The 15,529-nt window shown below is 64.4% G+C and carries 13 protein-coding genes and 3 pseudogenes; 7 read left to right on the top strand and 9 right to left on the bottom strand.

The window, feature by feature from the left end; genetic code table 11:
* Positions 1-5 precede the first annotated feature (5 nt).
* The 5 genes from MPSD_RS21725 to MPSD_RS21700 form a co-directional block, all read right to left on the bottom strand.
* A complete protein-coding gene (locus tag MPSD_RS21725; protein WP_020786320.1) occupies positions 6-1,175 on the bottom strand; it encodes a lipid-transfer protein in 1,170 nt (389 codons plus the stop codon).
* A complete protein-coding gene (locus MPSD_RS21720) occupies positions 1,172-1,627 on the bottom strand; it encodes a MaoC family dehydratase (protein WP_012395818.1) in 456 nt (151 codons plus the stop codon). The genes MPSD_RS21725 and MPSD_RS21720 overlap by 4 nt, the downstream gene beginning before the upstream one ends.
* Positions 1,624-2,052, bottom strand: a complete 429-nt coding sequence (locus MPSD_RS21715) for a Zn-ribbon domain-containing OB-fold protein (protein WP_015356809.1) — start codon at positions 2,050-2,052, stop codon at positions 1,624-1,626. The genes MPSD_RS21720 and MPSD_RS21715 overlap by 4 nt, the downstream gene beginning before the upstream one ends.
* Before the next feature lie 101 nt (positions 2,053-2,153).
* On the bottom strand, positions 2,154-3,356 hold the full coding sequence (locus MPSD_RS21710; protein ID WP_420811959.1) for an ISAs1-like element IS2404/ISMul1 family transposase: 1,203 nt from the start codon (positions 3,354-3,356) through the stop codon (positions 2,154-2,156).
* 119 nt (positions 3,357-3,475) lie between these two features.
* A complete protein-coding gene (locus tag MPSD_RS21700) occupies positions 3,476-3,976 on the bottom strand; it encodes an FAS1-like dehydratase domain-containing protein (RefSeq protein WP_086085873.1) in 501 nt (166 codons plus the stop codon).
* Between the two features lie 279 nt (positions 3,977-4,255).
* Between MPSD_RS21700 and MPSD_RS21695 the strand changes: the two are divergent.
* From MPSD_RS21695 to MPSD_RS21680, 4 genes and pseudogenes are all read left to right on the top strand, one after another.
* Positions 4,256-5,723 (top strand): annotated as a pseudogene (locus tag MPSD_RS21695) (aldehyde dehydrogenase family protein).
* A gap of 181 nt (positions 5,724-5,904) precedes the next feature.
* Positions 5,905-6,813 (top strand): alpha/beta fold hydrolase, encoded by a 909-nt coding sequence (locus MPSD_RS21690; protein ID WP_086085874.1) that lies wholly within the window; start codon positions 5,905-5,907, stop codon positions 6,811-6,813.
* Between the two features lie 75 nt (positions 6,814-6,888).
* Positions 6,889-7,641, top strand: a complete 753-nt coding sequence (locus MPSD_RS21685) for an esterase/lipase family protein (protein ID WP_020786324.1) — start codon at positions 6,889-6,891, stop codon at positions 7,639-7,641.
* Between the two features lie 44 nt (positions 7,642-7,685).
* Complete coding sequence (locus MPSD_RS21680) at positions 7,686-9,104, top strand: acyl-CoA synthetase (RefSeq protein ID WP_020786325.1); 1,419 nt, start codon at positions 7,686-7,688, stop codon at positions 9,102-9,104.
* Between the two features lie 2 nt (positions 9,105-9,106).
* Here MPSD_RS21680 and MPSD_RS21675 read toward each other — a convergent pair.
* Positions 9,107-10,372 (bottom strand): annotated as a pseudogene (locus MPSD_RS21675) (Rv1453 family transcriptional regulator).
* A gap of 326 nt (positions 10,373-10,698) precedes the next feature.
* Between MPSD_RS21675 and MPSD_RS21660 the strand changes: the two are divergent.
* The 3 genes and pseudogenes from MPSD_RS21660 to MPSD_RS21645 all read left to right on the top strand — a co-directional run.
* Positions 10,699-11,901 (top strand): ISAs1-like element IS2404/ISMul1 family transposase, encoded by a 1,203-nt coding sequence (locus MPSD_RS21660; protein ID WP_420811958.1) that lies wholly within the window; start codon positions 10,699-10,701, stop codon positions 11,899-11,901.
* A 263-nt stretch (positions 11,902-12,164) separates the two neighbouring features.
* Entirely contained in the window at positions 12,165-13,367 is a 1,203-nt protein-coding gene (locus MPSD_RS21650) for an ISAs1-like element IS2404/ISMul1 family transposase (RefSeq protein WP_420811957.1), read from the top strand.
* A gap of 21 nt (positions 13,368-13,388) precedes the next feature.
* Positions 13,389-14,021, top strand: a pseudogene (locus tag MPSD_RS21645) (alkaline phosphatase family protein); the annotation flags it as partial.
* Between the two features lie 36 nt (positions 14,022-14,057).
* On the opposite strand, the gene MPSD_RS21640 reads toward MPSD_RS21645, so the two are convergent.
* The 3 genes from MPSD_RS21640 to MPSD_RS21630 all read right to left on the bottom strand — a co-directional run bounded on the left by MPSD_RS21640 (position 14,058) and on the right by MPSD_RS21630 (position 15,519).
* Positions 14,058-14,459, bottom strand: a complete 402-nt coding sequence (locus MPSD_RS21640) for an Rv3143 family two-component system response regulator (RefSeq protein ID WP_011740418.1) — start codon at positions 14,457-14,459, stop codon at positions 14,058-14,060.
* Between the two features lie 74 nt (positions 14,460-14,533).
* A complete protein-coding gene (locus MPSD_RS21635; protein WP_020786330.1) occupies positions 14,534-15,073 on the bottom strand; it encodes a YceI family protein in 540 nt (179 codons plus the stop codon).
* 35 nt (positions 15,074-15,108) lie between these two features.
* Complete coding sequence (locus MPSD_RS21630; protein WP_036426352.1) at positions 15,109-15,519, bottom strand: nuclear transport factor 2 family protein; 411 nt, start codon at positions 15,517-15,519, stop codon at positions 15,109-15,111.
* Between the last annotated feature and the right edge of the window lie 10 nt (positions 15,520-15,529).

Genomic DNA, 15,529 nt, shown 5'->3' with positions numbered 1-15,529 from the left:
CGAGCTCATCCGGCGGGGGCAAGAATCAGTCCACTGGTCGGTACCCCGGTTCCCGAGGTGACCAGTACGTGTTCGACGTGGTCGACCTGGTTGTGCGAAGTCCCACGCACCTGACGCACCGCCTCGGTTATGCCGTTCATGCCATGGATGTAGGCCTCGCCGAGCAGGCCGCCGTTGGTATTGATCGGTAGTAACCCACCCAGCGACAGGTTCTCCACTGTGGCGAACTCCTTGGCCTCACCGCGTCCGCAGAAGCCGAGTTCCTCGAGCTGGGTGAATACGAACGGGGTGAAATGGTCGTAGATGAACGCGGTTTGAATGTCGGCAGGCTTGAGGCCCGAATCGCGCCACAGACGCTTGGCCACCACTCCCATCTCCGGTAGTCCGGTGATGTCCTCGCGGTAGTAGCTAGTCATCATCTCGCCCTCGGCGGCCGCCCCCTGGGCGGCCGCGGTGATGACCGCCGCCGGCTGGCGCAGATCCCGCGCCCGCTCGGTACTCGTCACGACCAGAGCGACGCCGCCATCGCTTTCCTGGTAGCAGTCCAGCAGGCGCAGTACGGGTTCGATGATCCAGCGCGAATTCTGATGGTCGGCCAGCGTGATCAGGCGCTGGTAGAACCAGGCGTCGGGGTTGCGTGCCGCATGGGCACGGTCGACGACGGCGATCCGGCCGAAGTCCTCGTTGGTGACTCCATAAGTCGACATGTAGCGCTGTGCGTGCAGCGCGACCCATGCTGCGGGAGTCAGCAGTCCAAAGGGCGCATAATGGGCCATGAAGAGCGGGGTTTCGGTGCTGGTGCGCCCGCTACCCCCGAACCGCATGCCGGAACGTTCGTTGAACGCGCGATAACACACCACCACCTCGGCGACCCCGGTGGCCACCGCCATCGCGGCGTGTGCCACGGTCCCGGCCGCGGCGCCGCCGCCGTGCGGTACCCGGCTGAAGAAGTTGAGGTCACCGATACCCACATTGCGTGCGACATCGATCTCGTCGCTGGCGTCCATCGTGAACGTGACCATGCCGTCGACCTCGCCGGGTGTCACCCCGGCATCGTCAAGGGCTGCGCTGACCGCCTCGCACGCCAGCTGCAACTCGCTGCGCCCGGACTCCTTGGAGAACTCGGTCTGGCCAATTCCCACGATCGCTGCGGCACCGGCCAGCGGGGCAGTCACGGCTGGGCCTCAGCGAGGAGGCTGAGTACCGCGGTTCCGGAAACGTGATTGCCAAGGCTGTTGGCGCCCTGGAAAGTGACTTCAACGAAGTTTTCCCCGTCTTTACCGGCCGACTTGCCGGTTACGCTGCCGGTGAAGTGCAGCGGGTCATCCGGAAAGCAGGGCACGCCAAGGCGAATCGACAGTTTCTTGACCATCGCTTCTGGTCCGGCCCAGTCGGTGAGGAAACGCACGCAAAGCCCGTTGGTGGTCAGGATGTTCATGAACAGATTCGGCGAGCCTTGCTTGTTGGCGTAGTCGCGGTCGTGATGTACCGGCATGAAATCCCGTGACGCGATTGCCCCCGCGACGATCACCGTTGTGGTGATCGGGATCTCCAACGCAGTCACCGCGTCGCCGACGGCGATGTCGTTCCATCCAAGGGTCTGGTAGCGGCCGGTGGTAGTGGTCATCGAACTGCCTCCGAGTCAAGGGCGACGGGCTGGAATTGATGCAGCACAAAGCTTCCGTCTGGCCCATCGAAGTCTTGGTAGAACACCTCGACCGCCATCCCGACCGTGACGTCAGCCGGATCGATGCCACACAGGTTCGAAACCAGCCGGACGCCCTCATCGAGTTCGACCAGCACGACGATGTACGGGTAATCGAAGAACGGAAACCTCGGTTGGTGGGGCATCACGAAGCTGTAGACGGTGCCGAGGCCCCCAGACTCGACGGTATCCCAGTGCAGACAGCGGCATTTGGGGCACATGGGGCGTGGCGGGTGACGTAGTTCCCCGCATTCGGCGCAGCGTTGGATCAGCAGTTTGTGCTCGCGCAGCCCGTGCCAGAAGAACTCGGTGTCCGGGCTGATTGCCGGCGCCAGTCGGGAGGCCATCAGCGTTGGGGCCTGAATCGCAGCACCCGGAACCGCTGCCGCCCGAGCGCCTCCCCGTGCTGGTCGACATAGGTGGTGACCCAGGGCTCCGGCGTTGTTGATTAGCAGGCTTGTGAGCTGGGGAATTGTGGATTGAGGAGGTCTAGGCGGCGGTTGGCGGTCAAAGCGGTGATCCGGCAGGCTTCGGCGATGTTGTCGGCGCCGTTGAGGCGGTGCAGATTGATCGCGGTGTTGCGTAGCGTTGCTAGGACCTGTGCGCCGTTTCCGGTATGTGCCCTTTGACGGTCTTCGTCGAAGGTGACGTCGCGTATCCAGTGCAGGCTGTTCTCGATTCCCCAGTGTTGACGCATCCAGGTCATGATCGCGGTAGGGCGGGCGTGCTCGAACGGCAGGCTGCAGATGGCATAGACCACCTCCACGCTGCGCTGGTCGGTGGCGGTGATCAAGCGTTCACGAGTGATCCGGATGATTTGTTTTGCGTAGGGGAAGCCGATTCCTCGTGCAGCGGTGATGATTTGCGGGGTGCGGGTCTCGACACGGCCGTGGCCGCGGGAGTCGTCGGTAGCGGCTGTGGGCACCTCGGCCCAGGGCAGCGCGGTGATACGCGCAAGTATTTTGGCTTGGTTGGACTTGACGATCATCAGGTAGTGCGACTTCAAGGTGGCGCAGATCAACTTCGCGGTGACGACCTGGGTATGCATCGCATCCACGGTGACCAGCCACCGCAAGCTACCCGGCAGCAGCGTGAGCAGGGCACGTACGCAGGGAATTTCATTGCTTTTCTCGGCGACAGCGAGTTGACCGAGCACCAATCGGGCACGGTGGGCGAACACCGACACGAGATGCGTGGCTGTCGCTTTGGCGCGTAAAGCACCACGCAGCATCTTGCCGTCCAACGCGATCGGCACCAATCCACTGGGGTCGCTGCTGGCCACGTGTGCAGTGAAGTAACTGCCCATCCTGGCGTTGAGGTCGGCGGGGTCTAGCCGAGACAAAACAGCGCGGAAGGTCTTCTCACTGGGCCGCCGGAACCGGACCCCTAATTGGGCCAACACATCATCGGGAGCGGTGGCCGCCCATGTGGCAAAACCAGCATAGCCGCGCATCCCCGCGGCAGTGGCCAGAACCGCGATCGCCAACAAAGCCACCAGCGAATACCTCCGACCGCGTGGGCCCCTCGGGTCTGGCACCGAGGCCAACACATCGAGAAACTCCGATCCGATGAGCTCGCTGCGCTCACCAGGACTCCAGCAGTCGAACACCTCTGGAACCGACGACACAGGCAATACTGAAACGGTAGGCACGGGCAACTCCAGACCAACGACGAACAGTAACCAACTCGATCGTTCTCCAGATAGCCCGTGCCTACACTCCGGCCCCAATAGCGCGGCACCAAAGATCATCAACCCAGCTCACAAGCCTGCTAATCAACAACGCCGGAGCCCTGGGTGGTGACCCAGGTGAGGAAGAAGCCGGTTCCCAGTGCCGTCTTCTTCTCCTCGGAGACCTCCTCATAGACCGTCGTCGCGCTGATCAGGTCGCCCAGGCGTGGGTAGCGCTCGATCTCGAACTCCGAGTTCACCGCCACCGTACTGGTGTAGGCGGCCTCGTCGAGGAACGCGGTTGGGTTGGTCTTGATCTCAACGGGGGCGCCGCCACGCTCCCGAATCCCTTCCAGCTTCGGTGCCGGCATTGTCCACGTCTGCAACATGACCGGCGGTGAAACGATGCCGCCAAACCTGGATGCGGCCGCGAATTCCGGATCGAGGTAGACGGGATTCATGTCGTCGAGCGCATGCGCCCAGTGCCGAATCATCGGCTGGTTCACCGGATCGGGTGCCACTGAGGGCCGTCCCGTTCCACCTGTCGGCTGTCCGACGAGTGAGCGCAGTCTGGAGAGAAACTCGGTTTCGGAGTCAGTCACCCGGTTGTCCTCCTGACTTGTTGACGCGTCAGAACGGCGTCTGGTCATCGGGCGGGTCGCCGTACCCACGCCACCCGGTACCTCCCTGATCGCCGCTGATCGGACACATCTGCGCAATATGTCTGCCGAGTCGTGTCTACTCCCGGGCCCGGCGGCGTGTCAATGCATCTGCAAATCATCGAATTTGGTGGCGATTCATCCTGGGAGGTCATTGACGCCTGAACGCCCGCGGTGTACACCAAGTGCGTATATGACCGACGCCTACGGGTTAGGAATCAGATGGCTGAGCGGGCACTTCCGGAATCCCTGGTCGATACGTATCAGCTCTATATCGACGGGCGTTGGGTCGAACCGGAAAACGGCCGCTACGACGACGTGTCACCGTCGACGGGGATGGTCATCGCGACCGCACCCGATGCGAGCGTCAGCCAGGTAGGCGATGCGGTTGATGCCGCGCGTCGCGCATTCGACGCGGGCCCGTGGCCGGCCATGTCCCACCAGGAGCGCGGCCATTGCCTTGCCCAGTTGGGCGCCGCGCTGCAGGACTACGCCGACGCGTATTTTGCGCTGTCTCAGGTCGAATGGGGCTGCACGGCCAACGAGCGGCGGTTGCAGATCGACGCTTCGGCCAGCGCGGCCCGGCGTGCGGGTCATCTTGCGGGCACACTTGGCGATCAGCCCATTCAGTCAGCGTCCGGCGCCGCGGTGCTGTGCCATGAGCCGCTCGGTGTCGTGTCGATCCTGACGCCTTGGAACTTCCCGCACAGCCTCAACGTCATGAAATTGAGCCGGGCGCTGGCCGGCGGCAATACCGTCGTGCTCAAACCGTCCCCGCTCACGCCGCTCGCGGGCCTGGCGCTGGCCCGAATCATCCACGAGCACACCGATATCCCACCCGGGGTGGTCAACGTCGTCACGCCCGGCGGCATCGAGGCCAGCAAGGTGCTGGCCGTCGACCCCCGTATCGACATGGTCAGTTTCACCGGGAGTTCGGCGGTCGGTCGCGAGGTGATGGCCGCGGCGGCCGGCACGATGAAACGCGTCTTGCTCGAGTGTGGCGGGAAGTCGGCCAGCATTGTCTTGGACGACGCCGAGTGCAGTGACGAACTCCTGGCGCGAATGTTGTTCGAATCCTGCTTGCTGCATGCCGGGCAGGCCTGCATCTTGCACAGTCGGCTGCTGCTACCCGAGGCGATGCACGATGAGATCGTTGACCGGCTCGTCGCGCTGGCCCGTGCGGTCCGGGTGGGTGATCCCGCCGATCCGGATGTGCAGATGGGGCCGCTGATCAGCGCCGCTCAGCGCAGCCGGGTCGAGGACCAGGTAGCCCGCGCGCTGCGGGATGGGGCCACGCTGGCCGCCGGTGGCAGGCGACCGGCCACGCCGGAGGCAGGTTTCTACTACGAGCCGACGATCCTTACCAGGCGTCACACCAGACGCCCACATCGCCCAAAACGAAGTTTTCGGGCCGGTGTTGAGCGTGCTGCGCTACCGCGACGACGACGACGCCGTGGCGATCGCCAACAATTCGCAGTACGGCCTGTCTGGCGCCGTGTGGGGTGGCGACGCTGACCGCGCCGTCAGGGTCGCCCGCCGGATCCGGACCGGCCAGATCGCGGTCAACGGCTTCGGTCCTGGTGACGCGCCGTTCGGCGGCTTCAAGCAGAGCGGCCTGGGGCGGGAGGGCGGCGGAATTGCCGGGCTGCACCAGTACATGGAGCCCAAGGCCATCGGCATGCCTGGCTGACCTGCGGCGGCCAGCGTCACGCCAGGGTGGCCGTGGGAAACGACCGCCACGCTGGCGTGACGCTCGGACAAGGGGGCTCGGTGCTCAGCGTCAGCGCGCTTGATAGGCATTCGTTATCGAATTGTTGCATGCCCTACCAAAAAGGTGCATCGGCGCGTCATCGCATGCGATGCTGCTGGGCATGGCCGTCGCTATCGCCCGACCCAAGCTCGAGGGAAACATCGCCGTCGGCGAAGACCGTCAGATCGGATTTGCCGAGTTCGGAGCGCCGCAAGGGCGTGCGGTGTTCTGGTTCCACGGCACTCCGGGCGCCCGCCGGCAGATACCAACCGAGGCGCGGGTCTACGCCGAACACCACGACGTGCGCCTGATCGGCGTCGATCGTCCCGGCATCGGCTCGTCCACACCCCACCAGTACGGGACCGTCTCGGCCTTTGCCGACGACCTGCGGGCCATCGCCGACACGCTGGGGATCGACAAAATGGCGGTCGTCGGCTTGTCCGGGGGCGGCCCCTACACCCTGGCCTGCGCTGCCGGTCTGCCGGACCGGGTAGTGGCAGCGGGGGTGCTCGGCGGGGTGGCGCCGACCCGCGGACCGGATGCGATCAGTGGCGGCCTGATGGACCTGGGTCGACGAGTGGCGCCGCTACTGAGAGTCGGTGGGAGCCCGCTACGGCTGAGCGCCAGCGTGCTGATCCGGATGGCTCGCCCGGTGGCTTCCCCGGCCCTGGATGTCTATGGGCTGATGTCGCCGCAAGCGGACCGGCATCTACTCGCCCGGCCGGAGTTCAAGGCCATGTTTCTTGACGATCTGCTCAACGGAAGCCGCAAACAGCTGGCCGCACCGTTCAACGACGTGATCGTTTTCGCCCGCGACTGGGGATTCCGGCTCGAGGACGTGTCGGTACCGGTCCGTTGGTGGCACGGTGACCACGATCACATCATCCCGTTCTCCCATGGTGAGCACGTCGTTTCGCGACTGCCCAATGCAGAGTTGTTCCACTTACCGGGCGAAAGTCACCTCGCCGGGCTGGGGCGCGGCGAGGAAATCCTGGCTACGCTAATGAAGATTTGGGATGAGGAGGCTTGATCGATGTCTGTGGCTGCTGAGGCTGTGGAATTCCCCACTGCCGCCCCCCACGTTGTCTCCGCGGGTGCCCCGAAAATGGGGCTCTATCTCAGCGACATCCCCCGCGCGGTGGCCGAGTACGGGCAGCTGGTTTCGCTGTTCCCACTGCAGAAGGCGTTGCCGGTCGGTGACGGGCACCCGGTCTTGGTGTTGCCCGGCTTGTTGGCCGGTGACGGCTCCACCTGGACACTGCGGTGGCTGCTGGGCCGCCTCGGTTACCGGGCGTATGGCTGGCGGCTGGGCCTCAACATCGGCCCAACCAGCAAGGTTGTGGACGGGATGAGCGCGCGCCTGGAGGCGCTGCACACCCGCTACAACACACCCGTCAGTCTGGTCGGTTGGAGTCTGGGCGGGATCTTCGCGCGCACCCTGGCGCGGCGTCACCCCGAGGCGGTACGTCAAGTGATCACCCTTGGCAGCCCGTTCCGGATGCAAGACGAATCCCAATCTCGGGCCGCGCGGCACTTCAGGATCTTCCAGCGCCTGCACGCCGAGCGACACGAGTTGCCGTTGCCGGCCGAAGCCGAACCGCTTCCGGTGCCCAGCACCGCGATCTATTCGCGCTACGACGGCATGGTCGCCTGGCAGACCTGCCTCGACACGCCGTCGGAACGTGCGGAAAACATCGCCGTGCTGAGCAGCCACATCGGCTACGGTCATCACCCGGCCACGGTCTGGGCCATCGCGGATCGGTTGGCCCAGCCGGTGGATACCTGGGCCCTGTTCCGGCCCCCGACGGTGTTGCGGCCGCTGTTTCCCCGGCCACATACTCTGCACGCCGCGAGCTAGCCTGCGTTCAGACCGCGGCCGGTGCCACGGGTAGCCTCGCTGACGTGCTGCTGGCCTCACTGAACCCCGCCGCCGTATCGGCTGACGACATCGCCGACGCGGTTCGTATCGACGGCGTCGACCTCAGCCGCAGCGATCTGCTCGGCGCCGCAACAGCGGTGGCGGAGCGTATCGCTGGCGCGCATCGGGTTGCCGTACTGGCAACGCCCACCGTATCGACGGTGCTGGCGGTCACCGGATGCTTGATCGCCGGGGTGCCCGTGGTCCCGGTGCCGGCCGATGTCGGTGTGGCCGAACGCCGCCACATGCTGGCCGACTCCGGCGCCGTGGCCTGGCTGGGCCCGGCGCCCGCCCAGGACGCGGAGCCCGACGGACTGCCGCAGATACCGGTGCGTCTGCACGCACGATCATGGCACCGCTACCCCGAGCCGCCGCCGGACTCGGTTGCGATGGTGATCTACACCTCGGGCACCACGGGGCTGCCCAAGGGCGTGCAGCTGAGCCGGCGGGCGATTGCAGCCGACTTGGACGCGCTGGCCCAGGCCTGGCAATGGAATGCAGAAGACGTCTTGGTGCATGGCTTGCCGCTCTACCATGTGCACGGTCTGGTACTCGGCTTGCTGGGATCGCTGCGAGTTGGAAATCGCTTCGTGCACACCGGAAAGCCGACGGCAGCGGGATACGCGCAAGCAGGCGGAACCCTGTATTTCGGGGTGCCCACGGTCTGGTCGCGGGTGGCTGCGGACCGGGCGGCCGCCGAGGCGCTACGGCCGGCTCGGCTATTGGTTTCTGGCAGCGCGGCCTTGCCGGTCCCGGTGTTCGATCAGCTGGTGCACCTCGCCGGGCACCGCCCTATCGAGCGCTATGGCTCTTCGGAATCGCTGATCACCCTGTCTACCCGGGCTGACGGCGAGCGCCGCGCGGGCTGGGTGGGCCTGCCGCTGGCCGGAGTGCAGACCCGGCTGGTCGATGATCACGGCAACCCGGTCCCGCATGACGGGGAAACCGTTGGGAAGCTGCAGGTTCGGGGCTCGACACTGTTCGATGGCTACCTGAATCGGCCTGAGGCCACGGCTGAGGCGTTCGATGCCGACGGCTGGTATCGCACCGGCGACGTTGCGGTCGTTGACGACGGTGGCATGCATCGCATCGTCGGCCGTGAGTCGGTTGATTTGATCAAGTCTGGTGGCTACCGTATCGGCGCCGGGGAGGTCGAGACGGTGCTACTGGGGCATCCGGAGGTTCAAGAGGCAGCTGTCGTCGGATTGCCTGACGAGGATTTGGGCCAGCGGATCGTGGCCTACATCGTGGGTTCGGACCGTATCGATCCCGACGTATTGATCGATTTTGTCGCGCAACAGCTTTCGGTCCACAAACGGCCACGCGAGGTGCGGATTGTGGAGTCGTTGCCGCGCAACGCGCTGGGCAAGGTGCTCAAGAAGCAGCTGTTGTCAGAGGGCTGAGCCTAGGCCGGCACTTCGTCGTCTTGGCTGGTGGGGGTGGGGAGCTTGGCGATGTTGTCGCCACGCCACTGCAGTGCTTCCAGAGCGACAGCGACGTGGACGGAGGTATGGGCCAGCGGTCGCGGCAAGAGTCGTTGTGCGGCTTCAATTCTGCGCAATAGCGTGTTGCGGTGGGTGTAGAGGCGCTTTGCGGCGCGGGAAGCGTTGCATTGCTCGTTGATGAACATCAGCAACGTGGCCTGAAGTTCGGGAGCCGCCGATTCCAGTTCACCGAGCGTGCTCGTGATGAATTCGTCAGCGGCTTGCGGATTTTGGGTGATCAGGGCGACGATCTGGACGTCCGAGAAAAAAGCCACCCGTTGGTCGGATTTCAGTCGCGCCAGGGTGCGTTGTGTGGTGAGCGCCTCGAGGTGGCTGCGCCGAAAGCCCTCGATTCCACTTGCCTTGGTGCCGATGGCAATTCGGGCATCCGATGCGTTGTCCACCGCCTGCTCGATCGTATCGATGTCGAGGTTGGTGGCCTCGGCCAACCACACCCAACGGGTAGCCGCGTTGGCGACCACGGTCAGATCTTGCGACGATCCCACGGCGTGACAAAACGCGTCGGCAGCTCTATCCAGATTGCTGTGGTCGCCGTCGAAGTCGTCGCTCCAGATGATGGCGGCGGTGTGGGCTCGAATAAGGGAGTAGCCCAACCGTGTCTCGGCGCGCTCGCGGCTGATAGGGGCGCCTTCTAGCAGGTGGCCCACCACTTCCAGGCGGTCGGCATGGTTGCCGCGGGTCAGCTCGTCGTGTTCCAGTTGCACTTATGCGGCGATGCCGGCCAGCGTGGCCTCGATGAACTCATTGACAGACTTGGCGGAAACGTCGAGCAGCTCGCGCAGTTCCTGCGGATCGGAAGTGAGATCGAAAGCGATGTTGATCCAGAGCCGCCAGGCGATGTATTGGCCGATCCGATATATGTCCAGCGTCAGGGTCTCCAGCCCGCGACGCACTAGATCGCGGGCCATGCGCAACGGCTCCCCGCCGAGATTGGCCGGCACCGGTGCGCCGGGATGACGCACGTTGGCCGCCGCCCAGTGCACCAGATTGGCGCGGTTGGCTCGTTTGACCACCTTTGCCAGCACCGGATCGTTGGCGATGGTCGGGTTGGCCGATACCGTTTCCCGGTCCAGTTCCTCGATCCATTCCGGTCCCGCGTTGAGTGCCCTGCGGGCTCCCTCCCGGATCAGTTCGCGTATCCGGGACGAGGGTCGTTGCCAGGGCACGTGCCGATCCTAGTCACGGCGGCGGTGGGGCGCACTGCATGTCCTCGAGTGTTCGAGTGGAATTAACGCGTTGCGCCCCAAGCGCACTCAGGCCGGTGAGGGCGCGGTCACAGCAGAGGGTTTGATGTTAGCTGTCTCACTGACTGGGGCGGGTCGCCACCGCGGTCGGCTTTGGGCCGGGGGCAGGGCTCCGGCGTTGTTGATTAGCAGGCTTGTGAGCTGGGTTGATGATCTTTGGTGCCGCGCTATTGGGGCCGGAGTGTAGGCACGGGCTATCTGGAGAACGATCGAGTTGGTTACTGTTCGTCGTTGGTCTGGAGTTGCCCGTGCCTACCGTTTCAGTATTGCCTGTGTCGTCGGTTCCAGAGGTGTTCGACCGCTGGAGTCCTGGTGAGCGCAGCGAGTTCATCGGATCGGAGTTTCTCGATGTGTTGGCCTCGGTGCCAGACCCGAGGGGCCCACGCGGTCGGAGGTATTCGCTGATGGCTTTGTTGGCGATCGCGGTTCTGGCCACTGCCGCGGGGATGCGCGGCTATGCTGGTTTTGCCACATGGGCGGCCACCGCTCCCGATGATGTGTTGGCCCAATTAGGGGTCCGGTTCCGGCGGCCCAGTGAGAAGACCTTCCGCGCTGTTTTGTCTCGGCTAGACCCCGCCGACCTCAACGCCAGGATGGGCAGTTACTTCACTGCACACGTGGCCAGCAGCGACCCCAGTGGATTGGTGCCGATCGCGTTGGACGGCAAGATGCTGCGTGGTGCTTTACGCGCCAAAGCGACAGCCACGCATCTCGTGTCGGTGTTCGCCCACCGTGCCCGATTGGTGCTCGGTCAACTCGCTGTCGCCGAGAAAAGCAATGAAATTCCCTGCGTACGTGCCCTGCTCACGCTGCTGCCGGGTAGCTTGCGGTGGCTGGTCACCGTGGATGCGATGCATACCCAGGTCGTCACCGCGAAGTTGATCTGCGCCACCTTGAAGTCGCACTACCTGATGATCGTCAAGTCCAACCAAGCCAAAATACTTGCGCGTATCACCGCGCTGCCCTGGGCCGAGGTGCCCGCAGCCGCTACCGACGACTCCCGCGGCCACGGCCGTGTCGAGACCCGCACCCCGCAAATCATCACCGCTGCACGAGGAATCGGCTTCCCCTACGCAAAACAAATCATCCGGATCACTCGTGAACGCTTGATCACCGCCACCGACCAGCGCAGCGTGGAGGTGGTCTATGCCATCTGCAGCCTGCCGTTCGAGCACGCCCGCCCTACCGCGATCATGACCTGGATGCGTCAACACTGGGGAATCGAGAACAGCCTGCACTGGATACGCGACGTCACCTTCGACGAAGACCGTCAAAGGGCACATACCGGAAACGGCGCACAGGTCCTAGCAACGCTACGCAACACCGCGATCAATCTGCACCGCCTCAACGGCGCCGACAACATCGCCGAAGCCTGCCGAATCACCGCTTTGACCGCCAACCGCCGCCTAGACCTCCTCAATCCACAATTCCCCAGCTCACAAGCCTGCTAATCAACAACGCCGGAGCCCTGTGCCGGGGGACGGACCCATGAGCTTCGGCGACTGCTACGTGAATGATATGGAAACAATTGGTGAACAAATAGAAACCTGGTCAGGTTGGTGCGTTTGAGTCAGGGCTCCGGCGTTGTTGATTAGCAGGCTTGTGAGCTGGGTTGATGATCTTTGGTGCCGCGCTATTGGGGCCGGAGTGTAGGCACGGGCTATCTGGAGAACGATCGAGTTGGTTACTGTTCGTCGTTGGTCTGGAGTTGCCCGTGCCTACCGTTTCAGTATTGCGTGTGTCGTCGGTTCCAGAGGTGTTCGACTGCTGGAGTCCTGGTGAGCGCAGCGAGCTCATCGGATCGGAGTTTCTCGATGTGTTGGCCTCGGTGCCAGACCCGAGGGGCCCACGCGGTCGGAGGTATTCGCTGGTGGCTTTGTTGGCGATCGCGGTTCTGGCCACTGCCGCGGGGATGCGCGGCTATGCTGGTTTTGCCACATGGGCGGCCACCGCTCCCGATGATGTGTTGGCCCAATTAGGGGTCCGGTTCCGGCGGCCCAGTGAGAAGACCTTCCGCGCTGTTTTGTCTCGGCTAGACCCCGCCGACCTCAACGCCAGGATGGGCAGTTACTTCACTGCACACGTGGCTAGCAGCGACCCCAGTGGATTGGTGCCGATCGCGTTGGACGGCAAGATGCTGCGTGGTGCTTTACGCGCCAAAGCGACAGCCACGCATCTCGTGTCGGTGTTCGCCCACCGTGCCCGATTGGTGCTCGGTCAACTCGCTGTCGCCGAGAAAAGCAATGAAATTCCCTGCGTACGTGCCCTGCTCACGCTGCTGCCGGGTAGCTTGCGGTGGCTGGTCACCGTGGATGCGATGCATACCCAGGTCGTCACCGCGAAGTTGATCTGCGCCACCTTGAAGTCGCACTACCTGATGATCGTCAAGTCCAACCAAGCCAAAATACTTGCGCGTATCACCGCGCTGCCCTGGGCCGAGGTGCCCGCAGCCGCTACCGACGACTCCCGCGGCCACGGCCGTGTCGAGACCCGCACCCTGCAAATCATCACCGCTGCACGAGGAATCGGCTTCCCCTACGCAAAACAAATCATCCGGATCACTCGTGAACGCTTGATCACCGCCACCGACCAGCGCAGCGTGGAGGTGGTCTATGCCATCTGCAGCCTGCCGTTCGAGCACGCCCGCCCTACCGCGATCATGACCTGGATGCGTCAACACTGGGGAATCGAGAACAGCCTGCACTGGATACGCGACGTCACCTTCGACGAAGACCGTCAAAGGGCACATACCGGAAACGGCGCACAGGTCCTAGCAACGCTACGCAACACCGCGATCAATCTGCACCGCCTCAACGGCGCCGACAACATCGCCGAAGCCTGCCGGATCACCGCTTTGACCGCCAACCGCCGCCTAGACCTCCTCAATCCACAATTCCCCAGCTCACAAGCCCGCTAATCAACAACGCCGGAGCCCTGCCCGCCGGCCGTCGGAGCCGTCGCCATCGTGAACCTGCTCAGGATCTTGCTATCCAATCCGGCGGTATGGGAGAAGACGGCGCTGATCGTCGGTTACGACGAAAATGGCGGCTTTTTCGATCACGTCGTTCCGCCTACCGCGCCGGAGGGAACTCCCGGCGAATACCTCACCGTGCCGGACATCAATTCGGTCTCGGGGGCCGGTGGCATACGCGGGCCGATCGGCTTGGGCTATCGCGTCCCCGGCATTGTCATCTCGCCGTTTAGCTGCGGCGGCTTGATGGTCCACGACGTGTTCGACCACACCTCGCAGCTGAAGTTGATCAGCAAGCGGTTTTCGGTACCGGTCCCCAATCTCACCCCCTGGCGCGACAGCACGGTGGGCGACATGACCTCGGCATTCAACTTCGCCGTCCCGCCCAACCCGTCGCGGCCCAGCCTGAGTCATCCGGGATTGGCCGCCCTGCCCAAGCTGCCGCAGTGCATTCCCAACGTGTGGTTGGGCACGGTGGGGGTGAACCCGAATCCCTACACCGGCTCCCCGCAGGGAATTCCCTATCGGGTGCCGTTCCCACAGTCCCTGCCGTCGCAGGAAACCACCCCCGCCCGCGGGATCCCCAGCGGGCCTTGCTGACCGGTCGGCCACACCGGGCCGGACCAAGCGCTTGGGCTACAGCGCGGGCGCGCGGAGCAGACCCAGCACCGTTCGGCCCAGCACAATCGGGTCGATGGGGTGAGGCACCGCGGCCTCGGCCCGCGACCAGCTGGCCAGCCAGGCGTCGTCGGGGCGGCCGGTGAGCACCACCAGCGGCGGGCAGTTATCCAGTTCGTCCTTGAGCTGCTTGGCGATTCCCATGCCCCCGGTGGGTGTCGCCTCACCATCGAGAATGGCCAGGTCGATGCCGCCTTCGTCCATTCGCCGCAAAACCATGGGGCCCGTCGCCACCTCGACGTAGGTCAGCGCGGGCAAGTCCGGATGTAGCCGTTTGCCCAGCGCCCGCACTACCTGTTCGCGGGTCTGGACATTGTCGCTGTAGACGAGGATCCGCAGGTCTTCGCTGGAGTCGGCCACGGTGCAGATGCTACTGGTCTCCGGTTGCCCGGCGCCGGGTGGCACCACGGCAAGTGCGCTGGACCCGCGTTGAATCAGACGACCCGCGCCGGGGCGAAGACCAACACCGCCGACACGGTCGCCGTCCTGGCCATCACCCCGAACTTGTTCCAGTCCAGGCCAAACTGCGCGCGATCGATTTCGGCCTCGCCGCAGATCCGCACCGAGCCGTCGCCGAACTCGGTGATTGTCACCGGCAGCGGTACCGGGTCGCCGACGCCTTTGATGGTGAAGTTCGCCCGCAGGTCGGCCCCGCGGCCGTTGGTCGGCTGCAGTCCGGTGACCACCACTCGGATCTGTGGGAAACGCTCGACATCGAAGAAGTCGGCCGAGCGCAGATGCTTGTCCCGGCTGCCGATGTCGGTGCGCACCGAGGCCGTTTCGATCTCCAGATGACCGGAGACTGCGCCGTGGTCGGCCAACTCGCCGTAGCCGCCGAAGTTGGTGAATTCGCCCTTGACGGTCAGCAGACCCCACATGTTCTTGATCTTGAAGGTGATGGTCGAGCGGTCGGCGACGAGATGCCATGGGCCTTGGGCGTCGGGATCGCTCAGCAGAGCTTCCAGGGTCGTCATCATCGCTCCTCACGGTTGTCGAGCTCGTCGGCGCCCTAGTCGAGCAGGGGCGCGAGTTCGGAGGGGTCGAAGTATTCGTCGATACGGTTGATCACACCATCTCTGTCCAGCTTGATCACGATGCAGACCCGCATCGCGATCACCTGGCCGGCTCGGCCGGTCGCGTGCAACGTGTGTTGTTGGACGAAGCCGCTGGCTGATTCGTCGCTGAACACCCGACGGTCCAGGATTTCATAGCGGCGCTCGGTGGTCGCCGAGAGGAACCAATCGATCACCCGCAGCGCGCGCGCCTTGTCGTTGTCCCGGCGCGCGCCGACCCGCCAGACCGCAATGTCGGGGCTCCACATCCGGTCGACTTCGGCCCGGTCGCCGTTCTCGATCGCGGTGAACAATCGGTCGGCTACCTTAGTGATAGCCTCGGTGCTGGATAAGGGCGGTGGGGGCATGCGCCGGGCT

Origin of the sequence: Mycobacterium pseudoshottsii JCM 15466, from assembly GCF_003584745.1 — a bacterium.
Taxonomy (GTDB): domain Bacteria; phylum Actinomycetota; class Actinomycetes; order Mycobacteriales; family Mycobacteriaceae; genus Mycobacterium; species Mycobacterium marinum.
The sequence above is the reverse complement of the archived record's forward strand: the minus strand, read 5'-3'. Positions and strand labels throughout refer to the sequence as shown.

What these genes read in the sequence shown, in the direction of transcription:
- MPSD_RS21685 (WP_020786324.1), top strand. Translation starts at nt 6,889, where the DNA reads ATGGGGCTCTATCTCAGCGACATCCCCCGCGCGGTGGCCGAGTACGGG.
- MPSD_RS21635 (WP_020786330.1), bottom strand. Translation starts at nt 15,073, where the DNA reads ATGACGACCCTGGAAGCTCTGCTGAGCGATCCCGACGCCCAAGGCCCA.
- MPSD_RS21630 (WP_036426352.1), bottom strand. Translation starts at nt 15,519, where the DNA reads ATGCCCCCACCGCCCTTATCCAGCACCGAGGCTATCACTAAGGTAGCC.
- MPSD_RS21720 (WP_012395818.1), bottom strand. Translation starts at nt 1,627, where the DNA reads ATGACCACTACCACCGGCCGCTACCAGACCCTTGGATGGAACGACATC.
- MPSD_RS21715 (WP_015356809.1), bottom strand. Translation starts at nt 2,052, where the DNA reads ATGGCCTCCCGACTGGCGCCGGCAATCAGCCCGGACACCGAGTTCTTC.
- MPSD_RS21690 (WP_086085874.1), top strand. Translation starts at nt 5,905, where the DNA reads ATGGCCGTCGCTATCGCCCGACCCAAGCTCGAGGGAAACATCGCCGTC.